Below are 18,463 nucleotides of genomic sequence, written 5' to 3'. Positions count from 1 at the left end.
ATTACAGTGGCAGTGGTTCGCCGTTGATGATCCATGGCGTGCCGTATTTGTCGACCAGCATGCCCCAGGACTTGGCCCAGAATGCAGGCTGTACCGGCATGGTTACCTGGCCGCCTTCTGCCAGCGCGCTAAAGACCTTGCTGGCTTCTTCCGTGGTATCGTAATTCAAGGTAAACGAGACACCCTTGATGCCGTCATATGGCATTTGCTGCGGGCAGTCACCTGCAAACAGCAGGCCACCGTCCGGCAATTCCAGGCGTGCGTGCAGGATGCGATGGGCTGATTCAGCTGGTATCATGGCTGCCATGGGGGAGTCGGCACCATTCATCATGACGGTGATTTTGCCGCCCAGGACTTGCTCATAATAGTACATGGCTTCCTTGCAGTTGCCATTGAAGGACAGGTAAGCGATAGGATGTGGCATGGTCATTTCCTTTATCAATTGGTTGGATTATCGTGTGAAAGCGTCTCCACATCTGATAGTCGAATGGCTGGGCGGTAAATCGACACTAAATCGACATTAAGCCAAAAATATTTTAAATATTTTTTTTGATGCGTAAAAAATTTCCAATGAGCATTAATTACTCAAGGCTCGTACCCGCTCATTGAGCAGCTTTAATTGTGCCTCAATAAATGGCAAATTGGGATCATGCCCGGCGCGTGGCACGACGATATATTCTTTTTGCGGTGCAGTAATGCTAGCCACATACTGACGGGTAATCTCTGGCATGGTCAGCAAATCTTCTGCGCCCTGGACAAAAAAGACCGGGATGGCGAATTTGCTTGCCGTAGCAGGAAAATCCACCGTGCTGAACATGCCATCACCTTTGTAACCGACAAATTTCAGGAAAGAATAATCTTCGCCAGCTTCGTAGTCAGCCAGCGCTGTCGGTGTGGCATAGGCCGGGTCAGATGCCCACCATGTTTTTGGGGCCGGGTCTGTGCGCAGTGCTTCATATTTGCGGATAGCCTTGCGCAAAATACCGAAGTTACGGGGATTGCTCCACGGTGGCGGGCCTAGCGCGCTTACTTTGCCAACCGTCTCCTGGTCACCTGCAGCTTGTGCCAGGCTCAATACCTTGCTGTAGCTGGCTCCCTGGTTAGTCTTGTAGCTGACAACTTGTGAGGTACCAACATAGGCATAAAATAATTCGGGTTTTGATAGACTCATCTGCACGCCAAGTATTGAACCCCATGAGCTGCCAGTCAGGATGATTTTCTTCTTCCCAAGATGCTGAGTCAGATAAGCCGCCAGGGCCACGCCATCATCAGCCATTTGCGCAATTGTCAAAGGCGTTTCTTCACCGGGTTTGTTCTTGCCGAAGGTCTTGCCCGCGCCACGCTGATCCCATTGCACGACGGTGTAATCTTTTTCCCATGCACCGTAAATCGCAGTGCCATACGGGCTCATGGTATTACCAGGCCCGCCATGCACGATCAGGATCACCGGGTTGCTGCAATGCCTGCCCTTGATGGTGACCCATTGGGGTATGCCGCCTAGCTCTACAAAACCTTCTTCATTAATGGCTTGCTTTGCAGACTTGCAGGCAAGACCAGGTGAAATTGGTGTTGCTTGCGCCTGGCATAGTGCAGGTAGCAGGCTCATTAACAAAGCGGGAAGGACGCGGTGCAGTTTTGCCATATATCTCCTAAGGTGGGGGCGGTCGTTTTTATTTTTTAGTAAAACTGATTTTAGTAAAACTGATGGGTATCAGATGAAAACTCTAATTTATGAGTGCCTGCAAGCGGCGTTCAATAAAGCGTTTTTCTGGTTCCTGTTTGCAGAGCTTTAGCGCCTGTTCGTAGGACAGCTTTGCCTGTATCAGGTCACCATCGCGGCGACACAAGTCAGCTCTTGCTGCGTGTGCCAAATGGTAGTTTTGCATTTCGTCTTTTTCCAGCAGGGTAGCTACCAATTTCAGGCCGGTCTTTAATCCGTCGGTGCACATGGCAATAGCGATGGCGCGGTTCAATTCTATGATGGGGCTGGCTTCTACCCGCAGCAGCGCGTCGTAAAGACCAACAATCTGTGGCCAGTCAGTCTCTGCATAAGTAACTGCTTCTGCATGGACGGCAGATATCGCCGCCTGCAGGGTATAGGCAGCAAAGCGGCCAGAGCGCAAAGCCTGTTCTACCAGGGTGCAACCTTCGCTTATCAAATGTTGATTCCATAATTGCCTGTCTTGCTGCTCCAGTGCGATCAATTCTCCATGGATGTCAGTACGGGCAGGGCGGCGTGATTCATGTAATAGCATCAAGGCCAGCAAGCCTATGACTTCAGGTTCAGGCAATAATTCATGTAGCAGGCGTGTCAGCCTTATGGCTTCTGTCGCCAGGTCCAGACGCAAAACTGAGTCACCTGCAGAACTGGAATAGCCTTCATTAAAGACCAGATAAATCACCCTAAGCACGCTATGCAGGCGCGCTGGCAATTCTTCTTTCTCCGGTACCTGATAAGGGATTTTGGCATCACGTATTTTTGCCTTGGCACGCACTATGCGCTGCGCCAGAGTAGGGGCCGGGGTCAGGAAGGCATGGGCGATTTCTTCCGTCGTCAGGCCGCAGACTTCACGCAAGGTCAGCGCAACCTGGGCATCGGCCGCCAGTGCCGGATGGCAGCAGGTGAAGATCAGGCGCAGCCTGTCGTCTTCCATGACTGTTGATTCAAGTGCAGCTTCACCAAGCTGGGCACTCTCATCTACCAGCATCTCCACGGTTTCTGCGTGCTGGTCCAGCGGGTCAAAACGTTTTTGCCTGCGTATGCTATCGATAGCCTTGTAGCGCCCTGCCGATACCAGCCAGGTGTGCGGATATTCAGGCACGCCTTTGTCCGGCCATTGCTCGAGCGCTGCCTTGAAGGCTTCGTGCAGGGCTTCTTCAGCCTGATCAAAATCGCCCAGCAGATGCACCAGGGTCGCAAAGACCCGACGCGACTCTTGCTGGTATATGCCTTCGACTAATTGGCGGGTGTTATCGCTGACTGAAGTCATCGTGCGGTTAATTGAGGTATGAAGCCTTGATGATTACCTGAATACTGGTGCGGCTCAGATAAAAGATTCTGAAGAATCGATAAATTCTGCATTTTCCGTACCAGAAATAGAGATGACGGATTCTAGCTCACTCTTAAAGAACAATGCTTTAAAAACATTAATTTAAAGAAAATTTCTATCATGCCGACTGGCTCAGCGATTTTTGAAAATAGATCGATTGTGCTTTTTTTGCCACTAATTGTTTAGTGGCCTGCCCGCCGCTGAAATCAATTCCTGAATACAAAAATACCCTCCAGCAAGCCCAGTGGTATGAGGCTGCCACGTCTCAGACGGGGTGTTTTCCTACGATTTTTATAGGTCGACAAAGTTTCTGCAAATCAAATTTTGTGCCAGAAACTTAGATGAAAAATTCTATCAAATTCAATGGACGCTGATGTTGGACTTTTATTAATGTAGTTAAAGAGACATCTAAAAATAGCTAGACTAAATTTTAACGTATTGATCTGCATCAATGGAGACAAAGAAAGATGAGCAGCACGCAAAGCATGTATACCGACCGGCTCGCCAGGCTGGTGCAATTATCACGTGACAGGCATGTCTTCAGCTTCACCCGCTTTGACTGGGTAGATGATATCAGTGAGCAGGACTGGTGGGTAAGCCCTGAACTGCTGACCATCCACGTTACAGCTTACTACGAGCAGGCCAGCGAGGCGCAACGCAAACTGCTCAGCAAATGGGAATGCATCAACCTCTTCAGCCTGAATGTTACTGGCGAGCAGGAGTTGATAGCAGGCGTGGCTGAACTCTTGCATACCCCCATGCTGAAAGAAGCCAATGATTACCTGCATCATTTCATTGATGAAGAAAACCAGCACATGTGGTACTTCGCCAAATTCTGCGAAAACTACGGGGGCAAGATTTATGGCAACAAGAAAATACAACTGACTGAACTCAAGCTTGACCCCAGGCTGACTATCCTCGTTCGCTTTGCGCAGATTTTCATTTTTGAAGAAGTCGGTCATTACTACAATTTGAAGATTGCACTTGATGAGGGCGTGCATCCCTTCATACGCGAGATCAATGAGGCGCACCGCAATGATGAGTCGCGCCACATCACCTTTGGCCGTGCCTTGCTGGCCAGACTGGCAGATGGCATCAGCAATGACTATGCGCCAGAAGTGCTGGAGAAAGTCTCGCAACACTTGCGCAAATATGTGCAGGTCACTATCGAATCCCTCTACAACCCGGCCATGTACCGTGATGCCGGTTTTAGCAGCGGCATGGCAATCCGCAGTGCACTGCTCGCTGACCCGGCGAGACAAGATTTCCACGCGCGTGAATTGCTGAAAAAAGTATTGGCCCTGCTGGGCGACACCAATTTATTAAAACAGGAGACAAGTCTTGAACCAGCTTATCAGTCTTGACAAGATCAATGAAGTTAAACAGTGGTTGCTGTCAAAGAAAAAATATCTGTCCGATATTCCCTTCGACCTTGACCTTATAGAAAACGATGTCGTCGATTCCCTGAGTTTTGTGGAATACGTACTCCTCATAGAAGAAATCAGTGGCAGGGAAGTCGTGGTGGACGACACCGTGCTCGACAAGGTCAGGACCCTGGACAGGGTTCAACTGAATTATATGGAATAAGGCACGCCCTTCCGCTGCATATATAGAAAACATAAACAAGGAATAAAACCATGGAACATCAATTCACTGATTATCGCTATGGCGATTTGCTGGAACTGACTAACCGTCACCGCAACACGACAAAAAATATTATTCTTACCGGAGCTACCGGTTTCCTCGGCAGTAATTTTCTGTTCTGGCGTTTGCGCCAGAGCGGCAAGATCTATGTACTGGTCAGGGGAGAATCGCAAGAACACGCCAGGCAGCGTGTGTATGATGCGCTGGCAGTATGTGCCTCTGCCTACAACCAGCCCATTCCCAAAGCGGATATCGATAGCAAGCTGGAATACATACTCGGCGACATGACCGAGACCATGTGTGCGATCAGCAAGAACGATCTGGAAAAACTCATGGCTGCAGGCATCAGCGAATTCTGGCATTGCGCTGCCAGCCTGAAGTTTGAAGACCGCCACAAGGAAGAAATCTACCACCACAATATCAACGGCACCCAGAATGTGATGGACCTGGCGCGGCGTGTACATTGCCAGCACTACCTGCATATCTCTACTGCCTATACCTCTGGCCGCGTGGCTGGTGAAATACCGGAGAGCCTGCATCCCGTCGATATCGCCTACAACAATTTTTACGAGAGCAGTAAAAATGAGGGCGAGCATGAAGTCGCCAGATACTGCGATGCCAACGGCCTGGATTATCGCATCCTGCGTCCTGCCATCATCATGGGGCCGCTGGCATCACGCCGTAGCGGTGGCACGCGCTTTGGTATCTACGGCCTGACGCAGGAAATGTACCGCCTGCGCGAAACACTGAGCAAATTGCAGACACCTTTGCGCCTCATCGGTGACCTGGCTGCCGCGGGTAATCTGGTGCCGGTGGATCAATGCGTGTTCGATATGATCTATCTGAGCAATATCGGTTTTGGTGACCAGAAGGTGTATCACCTGACCAATTCCAGCGACCTCAATGTCAAGACCATGCTGGAAAAAATTGATACTGCACTCGGCATGAAAAGCATCAATTTCGTGCCCGAGCGCGATACACCAGCTACGGCGATAGAAGAATTGTTTGACAAACGCACCGTGTTTTATGGCGGCTACTACCGCACCATCAAGAACTTTGCCCGCAGCTTGCCCAAACATGTGGGGCTGAGCTGGGCTGATTATGGTACTTACCTGACTGCCTTTATCAAGGAACTCGATGAGCAACAAAGTGGCACTACCTTCAACCGCACTCAGGTGACGGCAGAAGATGGGACGGAACTGTGCGTGCTGACGCTGGGTGACAAGAGCAAACCGGCGCTGGTGCTGGCAAATGCCTATGGCATGCCATCGGACTTCATGTTCCCGTTGGCCCAGCGCTTGACTGACCAGTTTCACGTCATCACCTGGGAAAGCCGCTGGGTGCCCGCCATTACCCATGAATTTGATCTGGAGAAATGTCATTCCTTGACCCATGCCAAAGACATGGTGGCAATACTTGATCACTTTGGCATAGCCAAGACAGCAATTGCCGGCTGGAGCAGCGGTGCCCAGGTCAGCCTGCGCAGCATGGCGGCTTTCCCTGAGCGTATTTCATCGGCAGTATTGCTGAATGGCGGTGTTTCGCTCCCAGCGTCGAATGAAATCAAGATCACTGATTTTGAAAAAAATATCCGCACACTCTTCCCCAAGATTGCTGCCAATTATCGTTTCGCCCAAAAGTACTGCGACCTCATTTATGGCGCGCATGCAACCTCAGATGATGGTGAAGACCGCAAGATGATTTCTACCATCCTGACCAGTACCGACCCCTTCCTGCTGTATATGACCAGCGTACCTTTCCGCACGCCGGAATCATTGTTCCGCTACGCCAATATGATGAACGGCCTGTTCAATGAAAGAGACGATGCCTGGACTGCGGATATCCCACACCCTGTGCTCGTGCATGTCGGTGGCAAGGATCTTGTCACGCATGCCGATGTGGGCCGCTTCCTGGTCGCAGGCCTGAAGCAGGGCGTGCTGTCCTTTGATGAAAATGGTGATCACTTCTCGCATTTCTATGATGAAGACCTGGCGACCATGATCCGGCAATTTGTCGCGCAGCATCAGGAGCAAGTGGTACCCAGCCTGAGTTGATGTCAATGGCGATGTCCGCATCAAGAGCACCTGCGGATATTGCCCTGCTGTTTTTGTCGTTGCGAAATGACGGCCATGGTCATCACCATGGTCGGGGGGAGACATTTTTATGAAAAAAGAACAAAAATTATTGATTGCCGGTTTTCTCAATACGGCAAAAAACCAGCCTAACAGCAATGCCTTATGGGTGGATGAACAAGTCTATACCTATGCTGAATTGCTGTTGCGTGTTGCCAGGATTACCCGCACGCTGGCGCGCGAAAACAAGGATTGCAGCCGTCAACGTTGTGCTTTACTGGTCGACCGCAGTATTACTGCCTATGCCTCTGTGCTTGGCACTTTGCTGGCGGGCATGACCTATGTGCCACTGAATGCCAAGTTCCCGGTGCAGCGCAATTTGCGCATGGTGGAGCTGTCTGCATCGACCTCGATTGTCGTCGATGAACGCTCGATGGATGCAGCCAAAGAATTGCTGCAAGCTTATCCCGAGCCTTTGACGGTGCTGATGCCCGAGACGGAGACGTTGCCTACCTGGGCAACCAGTGCCAGCCAGCATACCTATATTTTAAAACGCCAGATGGCCGAGGCTGATACTGCCAGTCTTACTTTGCCTGCAAAAGCCAATCCTGTCGCCTATATCCTGTTCACTTCCGGCAGCACGGGTTTGCCCAAGGGTGTGGCTGTAACGAATGAAAATGCTGCTACCTATGTTGCCAGTATCAAGGCGCGCTATCAGCCGGGGCAGAGTGACCGCTTTACCCAGTTTTTTGACTTTACCTTTGATTTGTCGGTGCATGATATTTTTGTCAGCCTGAGTGCTGGTGCCTGCCTGTATAGCGTGCCTGCAAAGCTCATGATGATGCCGCTTAAATTTGTGCAGCAACATGAATTGACACACTGGTTCTCTGTGCCATCACTTGCCGCCTGCCTGAAGCGCTATAACGCCTTGCGTCCGGGCATTTTGCCCAGTCTGAAGTACAGCCTGTTTTGTGGTGAAGCCTTGCCGACCAGCCTGGCACAAGACTGGCAACCTGCGGCACCCAATTCCATCATAGAGAATTTATATGGACCTACTGAGGCGACGATCGCCTTTACGGTGCATCCTTATGAGGCCAGTGATCAGCGCATTGCTGCATTGCCTGTCGTGCCCATAGGCCAGCCTCTGCCAGGACAGGAAACCATGGTCCTGGATGAGCACTTTAATCCTGTTGCTGATGGTGAAATCGGTGAACTATATCTGGGCGGCTCACAACTGGCACAGGGCTATTGGGAAAATACTGAATTAACACGCCAGCGTTTCCTGAACATGCATTTTGAGGGAAAACAGGCGCAGCGCTGGTACCGTACCGGTGACCTGGCCTGTGTCGATGCTAAGGTCGGCTTGCTGTATTGTGGCCGTATCGATAACCAGGTCAAGATACGTGGTTACCGGGTAGAGGTGCAAGAGGTGGAGGCGGTGATACGTCGCCTGGGTGGTTCTGACCTGGTGGCAGTAGTGCCCTGGCCTGTGGCTGCCGATGGTAGCGTGCAGAGCTTGCTTGCCTATGGCTGTGGCTTTACCGTATCATCAAGAGATATACTCAAGGCTTGTACCCTGCATTTGCCTGCCTACATGCTGCCGCAGGATGTGATTGAATTGCGCAAGATGCCTTTCAATTCGAATGGCAAGATCGATTATTCAGCCTTGCAAAAACTGGCAAAAGAAAGTGATGGCCAGCAAGTGGAAAAGCTTGTTCCTGGTGTGTGATACTTGAAGGTGTAACAGGATATGAACCCGTCCTGAGTGGCGGGTTTTTCATGTGTACAAAGTGGAGAATAATGTGACCAGCAAGCATGAATGCGTATTTTGCGAAATCCTCGAAGGGCGCAGTGCTGCATCAGTAGTTTACCGTGATGAACAGTGTATCGCCATACTCGATGCCTTCCCATTGACGCGCGGGCATTTGCTGGTGATACCGCAACAACACCAGCAGCATATAGAAGATTTGCCGGAAGAAACGGTCGCTTACCTGTTTGCCATGGCAAGCCGTTTTTCATCCGCATTGCGCCTGGGTGGTGAAAGCAATGCCACCGCAGTGCTGCTCAATAATGGCAAGGCTGCCAACCAGCATGTAGCCCATGTGCACCTGCATGTGATACCACGCCGTGATGGCGATACCGCGATGATGGTATGGCGCTACCTGACACGCTTTATCAATCCCTGGTCTTATATAGGCCGCAGCAAACGTTTGACACGACAGGCTGCGCGGTGGCAGGCTTTGCTCAAATCAGAATAAGAGGACTTACGCAAAACCGCCCCATCTGCGTTGCAGATCCTCTCCTAGGAGCCGCGTACTAAAGTACAGTCTTCGTCGCTGACGGTGTAATCGGGGTTTCAAGCAACACGTTGCTTGCCGATGAAACGAACATCCCTTGCCAGGGATGTTTCCCACAGCGATAGCCTTGCCGGGACAATTTTGCGTAAGTCCTATACAAGTTATTTACGTAAAAAAAACAAGGCCTGACGATGCTGGCCCTGTTTTGTTAGCTTGGCTTGGTTAAGCTAGGCTTAATTTAGCCATCAAGCCGCTTTCTTTTCATCTGGCTTGATATCAATCTTTTCCACTTTCTTTTCGTCTCTTAATTCACGGCGCAAGATTTTGCCAACATTTGACTTTGGTAACTCGGTACGGAATTCTATGTACTTGGGTTTTTTGTAGGAAGTCAGTTGTTCCTTGCAATAAGTCATCAACATTTCATCAGTCAATTGCGCATCTTTTTTGACGACATATAATTTCACTGCCTCGCCAGAATTGGCATCTGGCACACCGATGCAGGCGCATTCCAGCACGCCAGGGTGAGCCGCCACTACGCCTTCAATTTCATTCGGGTAAACATTAAAGCCTGACACTAGTATCATGTCTTTCTTGCGATCGACAACGCGGATATAACCATTTTCTTGCATGATGCCGACATCACCTGATTTGAAAAATCCATCGGCAGTCATGACATTGGCTGTATCGTCAGGGCGATTCCAATAGCCCACCATGACTTGCGGGCCACGTATGGCAATTTCACCTGCTTCACCCAATGGTACGCGCTTGCCGCTATCGTCAAGTATCGCTATTTCTGTTGATGGCAATGGCAAGCCTATGGTGCCGCTAAAGTTTTCTGCATTGGATGGGTTGCAGGTCGCGACGGGCGATGTTTCGGACAAACCATAGCCTTCAACGATAGCGCAGCCTGTGATTTTTTTCCAGCGCTCGGCAACTGCCTGCTGTACTGCCATGCCACCACCATTGCAGGCCTTGAGTTCAGAGAAATCAAGTTTTGCAAAATCAGGATTATTCAGCAAGCCGTTGTACAGGGTATTTACTGCTGGCAGCATGCTGATTTATGTTTGGAAAGCGTCTTCACCAGCCCTGGTATGTCACGCGGATTGGGGATCAGGATATTCAGACCACCCAGGCGTGTGCCCATCAGGCAGCAACTTGTCAGTGCAAAGATATGGTAGAGGGGCAGGGCACAGACGATGGTCATGGCCTCTATTTTTGGAGCTTTGTTCAGTGCCGGTTGTGCCCAGGCATCATTTTGCAGGACATTGGCAGTGACGTTGCGGTGCGACAGCGTCGCTCCCTTGGAGACGCCCGTCGTACCACCGGTGTATTGCAAAAAGGCGATGTCATCATGCGTGATCGTTACCGCTTTCAAGGGCTGGCGTGACCCATCTGCCAGCGCCTGCTTGAAGCTGATGGCGCTTGGCAATGAAAATTCTGGTACCATTTTTTTGATATGGCGCACAGCGAAATTGACGACCATGCCTTTGACGCTACCCATCAGGTCACCCATGCTGGTCACGACCACATGCTTGATACTGGTTTTGCTCAACACCTGTTGCAGCGTTGTGGCAAAGTTCTCCAGGATGACAATGGCTTCTGCACCTGAGTCATTCAACTGATGCTCTAGCTCACGCGGTGTATATAATGGGTTGACGTTGACGGCGGTATAGCCTGCGCGCAAGACTGCGGCGATGACGACAGGGTATTGCAGGACGTTGGGCATCATGATGGCAACGCGTGCACCTTTCTCCAGGCCCCTGCTTTGCAGCCACGCACCAAATTTTTTCGACAAGTCATCCACTTCTGCATAGCTCAGGTACTTGTCCATGCAGACATAAGCCTTGCGGTCGGCATATTTCTGGAAAGACTCTTCCAGCAAGTGCACCAGGGATGTGTATTGTGTGTAGTCGATTTCTGCGGGCACACCTTTGGGATAGGATTGCAGCCAAAACTTGTCCATGCTTTACCTTTTGTCTCATTGTTATAAAAATCGGGTGACGCATGGCGGTAGTAGATACCGGTTGCGTACTGATATTGGCAAACTTATTATTGTTTTCTAGTCATGCTAACTGGCAGGGGAATTGCAGGCAAGACTTAAAGCTGACATTTGAATAAGTCCACTAATCGATACACTTGTGGTTTCCTGTTCAAGGAATGACAGTCTGGGAAACTGTTTTGGAGAACCAGCCAGCCGCTAGTGGCAGACTGGTGTCGCTGCCTTTTTTTACGTGCCAATCCTGATTACCAGCTTTCCTCTGGCAACGGAGGCTTCCATCATTTCGTGCGCTGTGCGTATCTGTTCAAATTCAAACACGCCTGCTGGCGTGGCCTGGTAAATGCCTTGTTCTGCCCACCCTATGATGTCTTGAAAAGGGATTGCAGATAGTGGATATTCCGGCGTCCCCAGCATGAAGCTGGCAAAGAAACTCAGGTAGACATCACAGGGCATATCATGGATAGGATTGAAGTTGGCAATCGGTGCGGGGCCGCCTAAAAAACCAGCCAGGCAGGCGCGCCCATATCGTTTAAGACCATGCAGGCTGTCGATTATGCTGCTATTGCCAACCAGATCGAGCACCGCATCCAGCCCCTGTGGGTACAGGTGCCGGATATCCTGGGCAATCTGACCCTGCTCCAGTATCACCAGGCTGGCACCGAGTGACTTCAACTGTTCTGCCTTATCCAGGGTACGGGTGGTGGCAATGACGTAGGCACCGGCATGGGCTGCAATATTGATAGCTGCTTGCCCCAGCGCAGAGCTGGCACCACGTATCAATAGTGCTTGTCCTGGTCGTATGCCCAGATTGCCGTGCAGGCAGCTCCAGGCGGTGGCATAGGATTCGGGCAAGGCGGCCAGGTTTTCCCACGACATGCCGGTTTCCACTGCGACGACATTGCTGGTGGGCACACAAGTGTATTCGGCATAACTGCCGTTGATGCTGCGCCCCATGCCGCCCATGAGGGCAATCACTTTCTGGTCTTGTAGCCAGCGGCCACTTGGGTCTTCAACAATCACGCCAGCGCATTCTATGCCGCTGACCCTGGCGACATCACCCCAGCTTCCCTGGCGCATATAGAGTTCGGCACGGTTCAGGCCAAAGGCTTTTACCTGTATCAGTACCTGCCCGGGATTAGGGGCGGGTATTGGCAGTTCCTGTATATCCAGTTGTTCTGCACCGCCATATTGCTTGATGATGATTGCTCGCATTCAGTGACTCCTTCATGTGATTGAAAAGTGAAGGACAGTGTATTTTTTATCTATGTAGATTAAAATTACTAAATAATTACAGTTAATATAGATATTAATTACAAAGAAAATGAATGACCTGAGCCTGCAAGAACTGCTGTGTTTGAATGCGGTCGTGGAAGAAGGTAGTTTCCAGGCGGCTGCTGACCGCTTGCACCGTACTCATCCCACGGTCTTCAATGCCATCAAGAATCTGGAAAACCGCCTGGATTTGCGCTTGCTTGACCGCAGTGGCTATCGCGTCAGCCTGACGGCAGAAGGCCGCTCATTTCATCTCAAGGCCAGGCAGGTGCTGGACAATGTCGCAGCCTTGCAAAAACATGCGCAATGCCTTGCAGCGGGGGAAGAGGCCGAACTGCGCGTCGTTATCGGTGACCTGTGTCATCTGCCCGACATGCTGGCCAGACTCAAACGTTTTTTTGATAATTGTCCTGCCACCCGATTGCATTTGCAGTTCGAGACCCTGACCGGGCCGGTCGAGCGCCTGATGGATGGCGATGCAGACCTGATACTCCATCATATCGATGAAGCAGATGTACGCATGGAATTCATCAGGCTGGGCAAGGTGAAACTGATACCAGTAGTGGCACCAGGTTTTTTAAAATTTGCCATCCATGATGCGATTACGGCCGAACAGATGCGCGACTATGTACAGTGCATCTTGCGTGATACCGCCACCCATACTCAACAACGCGAATACCATTTGATACCGGGCGCCCATAGCTGGACGGTCAGTGACCAGTTCATGAAAAAAGAGTTGATCCTGCAAGGCATGGGCTGGGGCAATATGCCTGGTTACCTGGTGAAGGACGAGCTTGCAGACGGCAGGCTGCTGTCAATACGTGGGCGTTATTTCAAGGAGAGCCAATTGCAACTGGTGGCAGCCCGTCGCAGTGACGTCAAGCACGGGCCGGTAGCAGCCCGCCTATGGGAATATCTGCAATCCTGAGTTGGGCGGGCGTGTTTGTTCAGGGTTGGCCAATCACGATTTTTTGTGCCTTGGGGTCTCTGGTCATCATGAAACGAACGATAGATTCCACAGTCACGGTGTCGATTTGCCCAGCCATGCGGCGGTCGAATGGGTGGTCGTCGAATGCGACGTTAGCGCGGAACATGCGTGCACCCAGGCGTGTCAGGGACGGGATGTTGAGGGTATCAGGCTTATACGATGCCGACTTCAACCATGCCTGGGCCTGCGTACGGTTTTCTATGCGTACATCATTAGCTTGCGCAGCTGCGAGGACTTCGAGTGCCCATTGATTCGAGTTCTGGTACATGGTGGAGTAGGCATAGGACAACATGTTGTAGCGCGCTGCATGCAAATTCCTGGCGCGGCCGTCAGCCATCACTTGCTGTATTTTCTGCTGCAGTTCGGTGTTGGGGATGAGGATCAGGGTTTCAAAGGCAAACATGTCGTCCATGAAAAAATTACCCAGGCCTTCCCTGAATAATTCTGAATTGGCAGTGCCACACTGGTTCAGCTCATGCATGACAGACCAGGTACCATCTGGTAAATGTTCTATCAGGCCCAAATGGGAATAGCGCAAATTGTATTTGGATAAATCCTGGCCGACGCGGGCAATGATGGCAACATTGGCCTGGCTTTCATCCAGCTTGATTTGGGTCTTGTGCGCAAACTCCAGCGCTTGCATGACTTTTTTTGGATCGTAACTATTTTCTTCGCAAGGGCGACCGGCAAAAGCAGGTGCCGTGCAAGCCAGTGTGATGACGATGAGTAAACGCTGTATCAACGCTGGTACGTTCGTCAGCGTGGCAGAGGAAGTCAGTGAGCGTGTGCGCATATATAAATTAATCAGACCTTGTTATGGTGCATCAGGGCGGTGCCAATTTCATTCGGGATGAACGCTATTACCTTGCCCGCACTGACCAGCAGATAGCCAGTTGTCGTGGCGCTGACTTCCACCACGGCACCGCTGACCAGACCAACCTTTTCTATTCCCTTGCCAGATAACCTGACAGTAGTGCTGACAGCCTGGGTAGAACCCTTGAGTACAACAGTTACGCCATCGGCACCCGCCTTGACGGTGTCGACAATCATCTCGCCTGATCCCGCCACCATGGAAAAACCACCAAGCATGATGATGCCCACGCCCATTGACAGAGCTTCAGAGCCACCGGAGGGGCCGCAAGAAATGCAACCACGGCCTGCGTGTGCGGAAAGTGGCAACAGGCTGCTGGCGCACAGAGCGGCAATCAGGGCGATTTTGCGAATTGGTACTGACATGATGTCTCCTTGAATGTAGAAAGTGACTCTACAATAATATAAGACCATAGAATCACAAGCTATTTGTCATCAGTAGCAAATAGTTACAGAAGAGGTAGTGGAATTTGATACCAGTACGACGATTTTTGAGGAAATTGGATACTGTACATGCTACCTGCCATGACTCTGGATCAGAGGATGGCAGGTAGTGGGGCGATAAATGATTTACCAGATACTGACCCGCTTATCCGGTGTCAGATACATCTTGTCGCCAGGTTTGACGTCAAACGAAGTATAAAAATCAGGATGATTGACCAGGCTGCCATTGACGCGGAATTCTCCAGGAGAATGCACGTCGGTCTTGACAAGAGCGATGGCGCGTTGTTCGCGTGACTTGCCGCGTCTGGCTTGTGCCAGGCCCATGAACAGGCGTTGCTCGGCTGTCCAGCCATCAATCACCGGCGCTGGTTTGCCTTGTAGTGACAGTTTGTAAGCACGCAATGCCATGACGATGCCAGCGTTGTCTGCAATGTTTTCACCCAGGGTCGTTTTCCCATTCAGGAAATAACCTGGAACTGGGCTATACGTCGCATATTGATCAACCAGGCTGGCAGTTTTTTTCTTGAATTTTTCCTTGTCTTCGGCTGTCCACCAGTTGCGCAAATTGCCGTCGCCATCATACTGCGCGCCCTGGTCATCAAATGCATGGCTGATTTCATGGCCGATGGAAATGCCCAGTGCACCATAGTTGAAAGCATCTTCTGCAGTGACATCAAACAAAGGTGATTGCAGGCGTGCTGCGGGGAAGACGATTTCATTCATTGTCTCGCTGTAATAGGCATTCACCGTTTGTGGCGTCATATGCCATTCTTCACGGTCTATGGGTTTGCCTAGCTTGGCAACTTCCCTGTCGTGGCGTGCTTTGCGGGCGCGCATGAGGTTGCCGACCAAGTCATCACTCTTGATCGTCAGGCGAGTATCATCCTGCCAATGTCTTGGGTAGCCTATCTTGACGCTGATCTTGGATAATTTGATTTGTGCCTGTTTCTTGGTTTCGGGGCTCATCCAGTCCAGAGTTTCTATACTTTGTTTGAAGGCTTCGAGGAAATACCCCACCATTTTTTCTGTGCGTTGTTTGACTTCAGGCGGAAAGTATTTTTCTACATAGATCTTGCCTACGGGTTCACCCAGCAACTGGTCCGTCAGTGCTACACCGCGTTTTTCACGTGTGCGGTTTTCCTTGGTACCTGCAATCGTAGCTTCATAAAACGCAAAGTTTTCATTCACAAAATCAGACGACAGGAAAGGGCTATAGGAGCGGATCAGGTGCCAGGTGAAATAGGACTTCCAGATGTTGAGGTTGAAGTTGTTGATGGCGTCGTCAAAACCTTTGATGTAACTCGGCTGCGATACGATAAGGTCATTGATTTTGCCTTGCATGTGGGCTGATTTCAGATACACCGCCCAGTTGAAGGCGGGTGTCATCTTGCTCAATTCAGCAACGGACATTTTGTTATAGGTCTTGACCGGATCGCGGTTTTCTTCGGTTGTCCATTGCACCTTGGCCAGTGCGGTTTCCAGCGCGATGATATTGTCGGCCTGTGCTGCTGCATTGCTTTTACCTGCCAATGTCAGTATTTTTTCTATATGAGTCTTGTATTTGGCACGGATGCCGGCCATTTTTGCGTCATCCTGCGACAGATAGTAATCGCGGTTTGGCAAACCCAGCCCACCTTGGGATACAGTCACGGCATATTGGCTGGAGTTGGTGTCGTCCTGGCCTATGCTTAAACGTATCGGGGTGTTGACACCTATCTCATGGAAATGGGCAATCAGATCATGAATGCCACGCTTGTTTTGTATTTTGGTAATTCGCCCCAATTCATTATTCAATGCAGTGATGCCCAGGGCATTGAGTTTTTTCTCATCCATGAAACTGGTATAAAGATCACCGATTTTTTGCTTGTCCGAACCAGCCAGTTTGTTGCTCTCTTTCGCGGCGCTTTCGACGATGGTACGCAATTGCTGTTGCACATCTTCACGCGCTTTCATGAAAGTACCCCAGTCTGATTTGTCGGCCGGGATTTCATTCGCCTTCAACCACGCGCCTTGTGCATAGCGATAAAAATCATCCTGCGCGCGCACTGCCTTGTCCATGTCTTCAGGATGTATGCCTGACCCCAGGGCCGCGACTTTGGCGACAGTGCTCACAGGGGGAGTGTCGGCAGCCAGTACAGCATTGGCCAGCAGGCTGAGGGCGAGTGTGCTGAGTAATAAGCGTTTCATAGGGAGTCTCTGTATGTTTGTTTTGCCAGGGCAGCAATGCGCTGCAGGGTGAGGCAGTTTATTTTATATGCCAGAACCTGAATAGACTGTCTGGCGCAGGCGAAGTTCAGTGTGGGAAATAAAAAAGCATTACTGTATAAACAGTAATGCTTTCGTTTGAAACTTTATTTCAACAGTCTGAATGCGGCAATCAGACGGCAGCAGCCTCAATTTCACTCGCGCCAGTTGCCCCTGTCGATTCTTTCTTGCAATGCGGGCAAGATTTTCCGGAGATATACCAGGGAGACAATTGTTCACGTGGCGTGACAACGGCACGGCAGGCAAAGCATTGTTTGGTGTCAGTGGCTTCAAGTTGGGGGTTCAGCGCAGTGCGGTAGTCAAATACAAAGCAGTCACCATGGTAGTGATCACCGCCGACTTCTTCAAAATACTTGAGGATGCCGCCTTCGAGCTGGTAGACGCTGTCGAAGCCAACATTTTGCATATGGATGGCCGCTTTTTCGCAGCGTATGCCACCAGTGCAGAAAGTTACTACTGTCTTGTCATTCAAGGCATCGCGATTGGCTTCGATGACAGCCGGGAACTCTGTGAACTTGGCAATGCGGTAATCTATGGTGTTGTCAAAGCTGCCAACGTCGACTTCAAAATCATTGCGGGTATCGACCATGACCACGGCTTTGCCATTGTCATCATGGCCCTGGTCCAGCCAGCGCTTGAGCGTATGGGCATCAACGGCAGGGGCGCGACCTTCTTCAGGCTTGATCAGCGGCATGCGCATGGTGATGATTTCTGCCTTCAGCTTGACCAATATTTTGGTGAAGGGCTGGTGGTCAGAAAAACTTTCCTTGGCAACGACGTCTGCAAAACGCGGGTCCTGGTGCAGCCATTCCATATAGGCGTCTATCTCATGGCGCAAACCGGCCAGGAACATATTGATGCCTTCTGGCGTCAGCAGCACCGTGCCTTTCAAATTCAGTTCTTTGCATTTATCCAGAAACACCTGGCGTTTTTCAGCGGTGTCATCAAAGCTGATGAACTTGTAGGCAGAAATATTGACGTAGGGTTTATCGGGTGTTTGTATTACAGCAGGCATGATGAAATTCAGTAAGTCATTGATTTGGCAGCATTATAAGCGATTTAATCAGGCTTTTGCGAGCAGCAGCATCTCGATATGGGGAATATCGTCTTCCAGATAGATGTCAGAAACCGTCTCAAAACCAAAGCTGCCATAGAATTTTTCAAGGTAAGCCTGGGCACCAATGCGGATAGGGGCGGCTGGATAAAGCGCATGCAAAGCCTTAATGCCATTTGCAATTAAAGCTTTGCCAACACCTGTGCCACGCCAGTCTTTGGTACTGATGACGCGGCCCAGGGAAGTTTCGGTGAAGCTGATACCGGCAGGGACGATACGCAGGTAAGCCGCGACTTCGCCTTCAGGCGTCCAGGCTGTCAGGTGATGTGAAACAGGGTCTTTGCCATCCACGTCCTGATATGGGCAGTTTTGTTCAAGGATAAACACGGCGGCACGTGCCTGGTAAATCGCATGTAATTGCATATTGCTTAATTCAGCAAAGCTGGCGCATTGCCATTGCAAATCATTTAAGTTTTTTGGGTTTGTCATTGGCTCTCACTTTTAATTT

15 protein-coding genes and 1 pseudogene are annotated in these 18,463 nt (G+C 50.5%); 6 read left to right on the top strand and 10 right to left on the bottom strand.

What is annotated here, in order from left to right; all coding sequences use genetic code 11:
- Position 1 precedes the first annotated feature (1 nt).
- The 3 genes from ACO0LD_RS02980 to ACO0LD_RS02970 form a co-directional block, all read right to left on the bottom strand.
- The gene (locus ACO0LD_RS02980) at positions 2–424 is read right to left on the bottom strand and encodes a VOC family protein (protein ID WP_423003557.1); all 423 of its coding nucleotides are present in this window, start codon (positions 422–424) and stop codon (positions 2–4) included.
- A gap of 153 nt (positions 425–577) precedes the next feature.
- Positions 578–1,642, bottom strand: coding sequence for an alpha/beta fold hydrolase (locus ACO0LD_RS02975; protein ID WP_423003555.1), 1,065 nt, complete (start codon positions 1,640–1,642; stop codon positions 578–580).
- Positions 1,643–1,724: 82 nt separating this feature from the next.
- Entirely contained in the window at positions 1,725–2,990 is a 1,266-nt protein-coding gene (locus ACO0LD_RS02970) for an RNA polymerase sigma factor (protein ID WP_423003553.1), read from the bottom strand.
- 527 nt (positions 2,991–3,517) lie between these two features.
- On the opposite strand from ACO0LD_RS02970, the gene ACO0LD_RS02965 reads away from it, so the two are divergent.
- The 5 genes from ACO0LD_RS02965 to ACO0LD_RS02945 all read left to right on the top strand — a co-directional run bounded on the left by ACO0LD_RS02965 (position 3,518) and on the right by ACO0LD_RS02945 (position 9,024).
- Complete coding sequence (locus ACO0LD_RS02965) at positions 3,518–4,414, top strand: diiron oxygenase (protein WP_423003551.1); 897 nt, start codon at positions 3,518–3,520, stop codon at positions 4,412–4,414.
- On the top strand, positions 4,392–4,637 hold the full coding sequence (locus ACO0LD_RS02960) for a hypothetical protein (protein ID WP_423003549.1): 246 nt from the start codon (positions 4,392–4,394) through the stop codon (positions 4,635–4,637). Before ACO0LD_RS02965 ends, ACO0LD_RS02960 begins: the two co-directional genes overlap by 23 nt.
- Before the next feature lie 50 nt (positions 4,638–4,687).
- Positions 4,688–6,748 carry an alpha/beta fold hydrolase gene (locus ACO0LD_RS02955; RefSeq protein ID WP_423003547.1) on the top strand — a complete coding sequence of 687 codons (2,061 nt, stop codon included), beginning with the start codon at positions 4,688–4,690 and terminating at the stop codon, positions 6,746–6,748.
- 109 nt (positions 6,749–6,857) lie between these two features.
- Entirely contained in the window at positions 6,858–8,495 is a 1,638-nt protein-coding gene (locus ACO0LD_RS02950) for an amino acid adenylation domain-containing protein (protein WP_423003545.1), read from the top strand.
- 73 nt (positions 8,496–8,568) lie between these two features.
- Positions 8,569–9,024 carry an HIT family protein gene (locus ACO0LD_RS02945; RefSeq protein ID WP_423003543.1) on the top strand — a complete coding sequence of 152 codons (456 nt, stop codon included), beginning with the start codon at positions 8,569–8,571 and terminating at the stop codon, positions 9,022–9,024.
- 284 nt (positions 9,025–9,308) lie between these two features.
- On the opposite strand, the pseudogene ACO0LD_RS02940 reads toward ACO0LD_RS02945, so the two are convergent.
- Positions 9,309–11,026: pseudogene (locus ACO0LD_RS02940) on the bottom strand (long-chain-fatty-acid--CoA ligase).
- A 264-nt stretch (positions 11,027–11,290) separates the two neighbouring features.
- Entirely contained in the window at positions 11,291–12,274 is a 984-nt protein-coding gene (locus ACO0LD_RS02935) for a zinc-binding dehydrogenase (protein ID WP_423003541.1), read from the bottom strand.
- 109 nt (positions 12,275–12,383) lie between these two features.
- Here ACO0LD_RS02935 and ACO0LD_RS02930 point away from each other — a divergent pair, with 109 nt between their 5' ends.
- Positions 12,384–13,262, top strand: coding sequence for a LysR family transcriptional regulator (locus tag ACO0LD_RS02930; RefSeq protein ID WP_423003539.1), 879 nt, complete (start codon positions 12,384–12,386; stop codon positions 13,260–13,262).
- A gap of 19 nt (positions 13,263–13,281) precedes the next feature.
- Here ACO0LD_RS02930 and ACO0LD_RS02925 read toward each other — a convergent pair whose 3' ends face one another.
- The 5 genes from ACO0LD_RS02925 to ACO0LD_RS02905 all read right to left on the bottom strand — a co-directional run bounded on the left by ACO0LD_RS02925 (position 13,282) and on the right by ACO0LD_RS02905 (position 18,444).
- Positions 13,282–14,115: a DUF2145 domain-containing protein gene (locus tag ACO0LD_RS02925; RefSeq protein WP_423003537.1), complete on the bottom strand. Its 834-nt coding sequence runs from the start codon at positions 14,113–14,115 to the stop codon at positions 13,282–13,284.
- Between the two features lie 11 nt (positions 14,116–14,126).
- Positions 14,127–14,558 (bottom strand): hypothetical protein, encoded by a 432-nt coding sequence (locus ACO0LD_RS02920; protein ID WP_423003535.1) that lies wholly within the window; start codon positions 14,556–14,558, stop codon positions 14,127–14,129.
- A gap of 204 nt (positions 14,559–14,762) precedes the next feature.
- On the bottom strand, positions 14,763–16,823 hold the full coding sequence (locus tag ACO0LD_RS02915; RefSeq protein WP_423003533.1) for a M13 family metallopeptidase: 2,061 nt from the start codon (positions 16,821–16,823) through the stop codon (positions 14,763–14,765).
- Between the two features lie 190 nt (positions 16,824–17,013).
- Positions 17,014–17,916 (bottom strand): sulfurtransferase, encoded by a 903-nt coding sequence (locus tag ACO0LD_RS02910; protein WP_423003531.1) that lies wholly within the window; start codon positions 17,914–17,916, stop codon positions 17,014–17,016.
- Between the two features lie 48 nt (positions 17,917–17,964).
- Complete coding sequence (locus ACO0LD_RS02905; RefSeq protein ID WP_423003529.1) at positions 17,965–18,444, bottom strand: GNAT family N-acetyltransferase; 480 nt, start codon at positions 18,442–18,444, stop codon at positions 17,965–17,967.
- Positions 18,445–18,463 lie beyond the last annotated feature (19 nt).

Origin of the sequence: Undibacterium sp. Ji83W, from assembly GCF_049340385.1 — a bacterium.
Lineage (GTDB): Bacteria > Pseudomonadota > Gammaproteobacteria > Burkholderiales > Burkholderiaceae_D > Undibacterium.
This window is presented reverse-complemented; position numbering and strand designations above follow the sequence as displayed.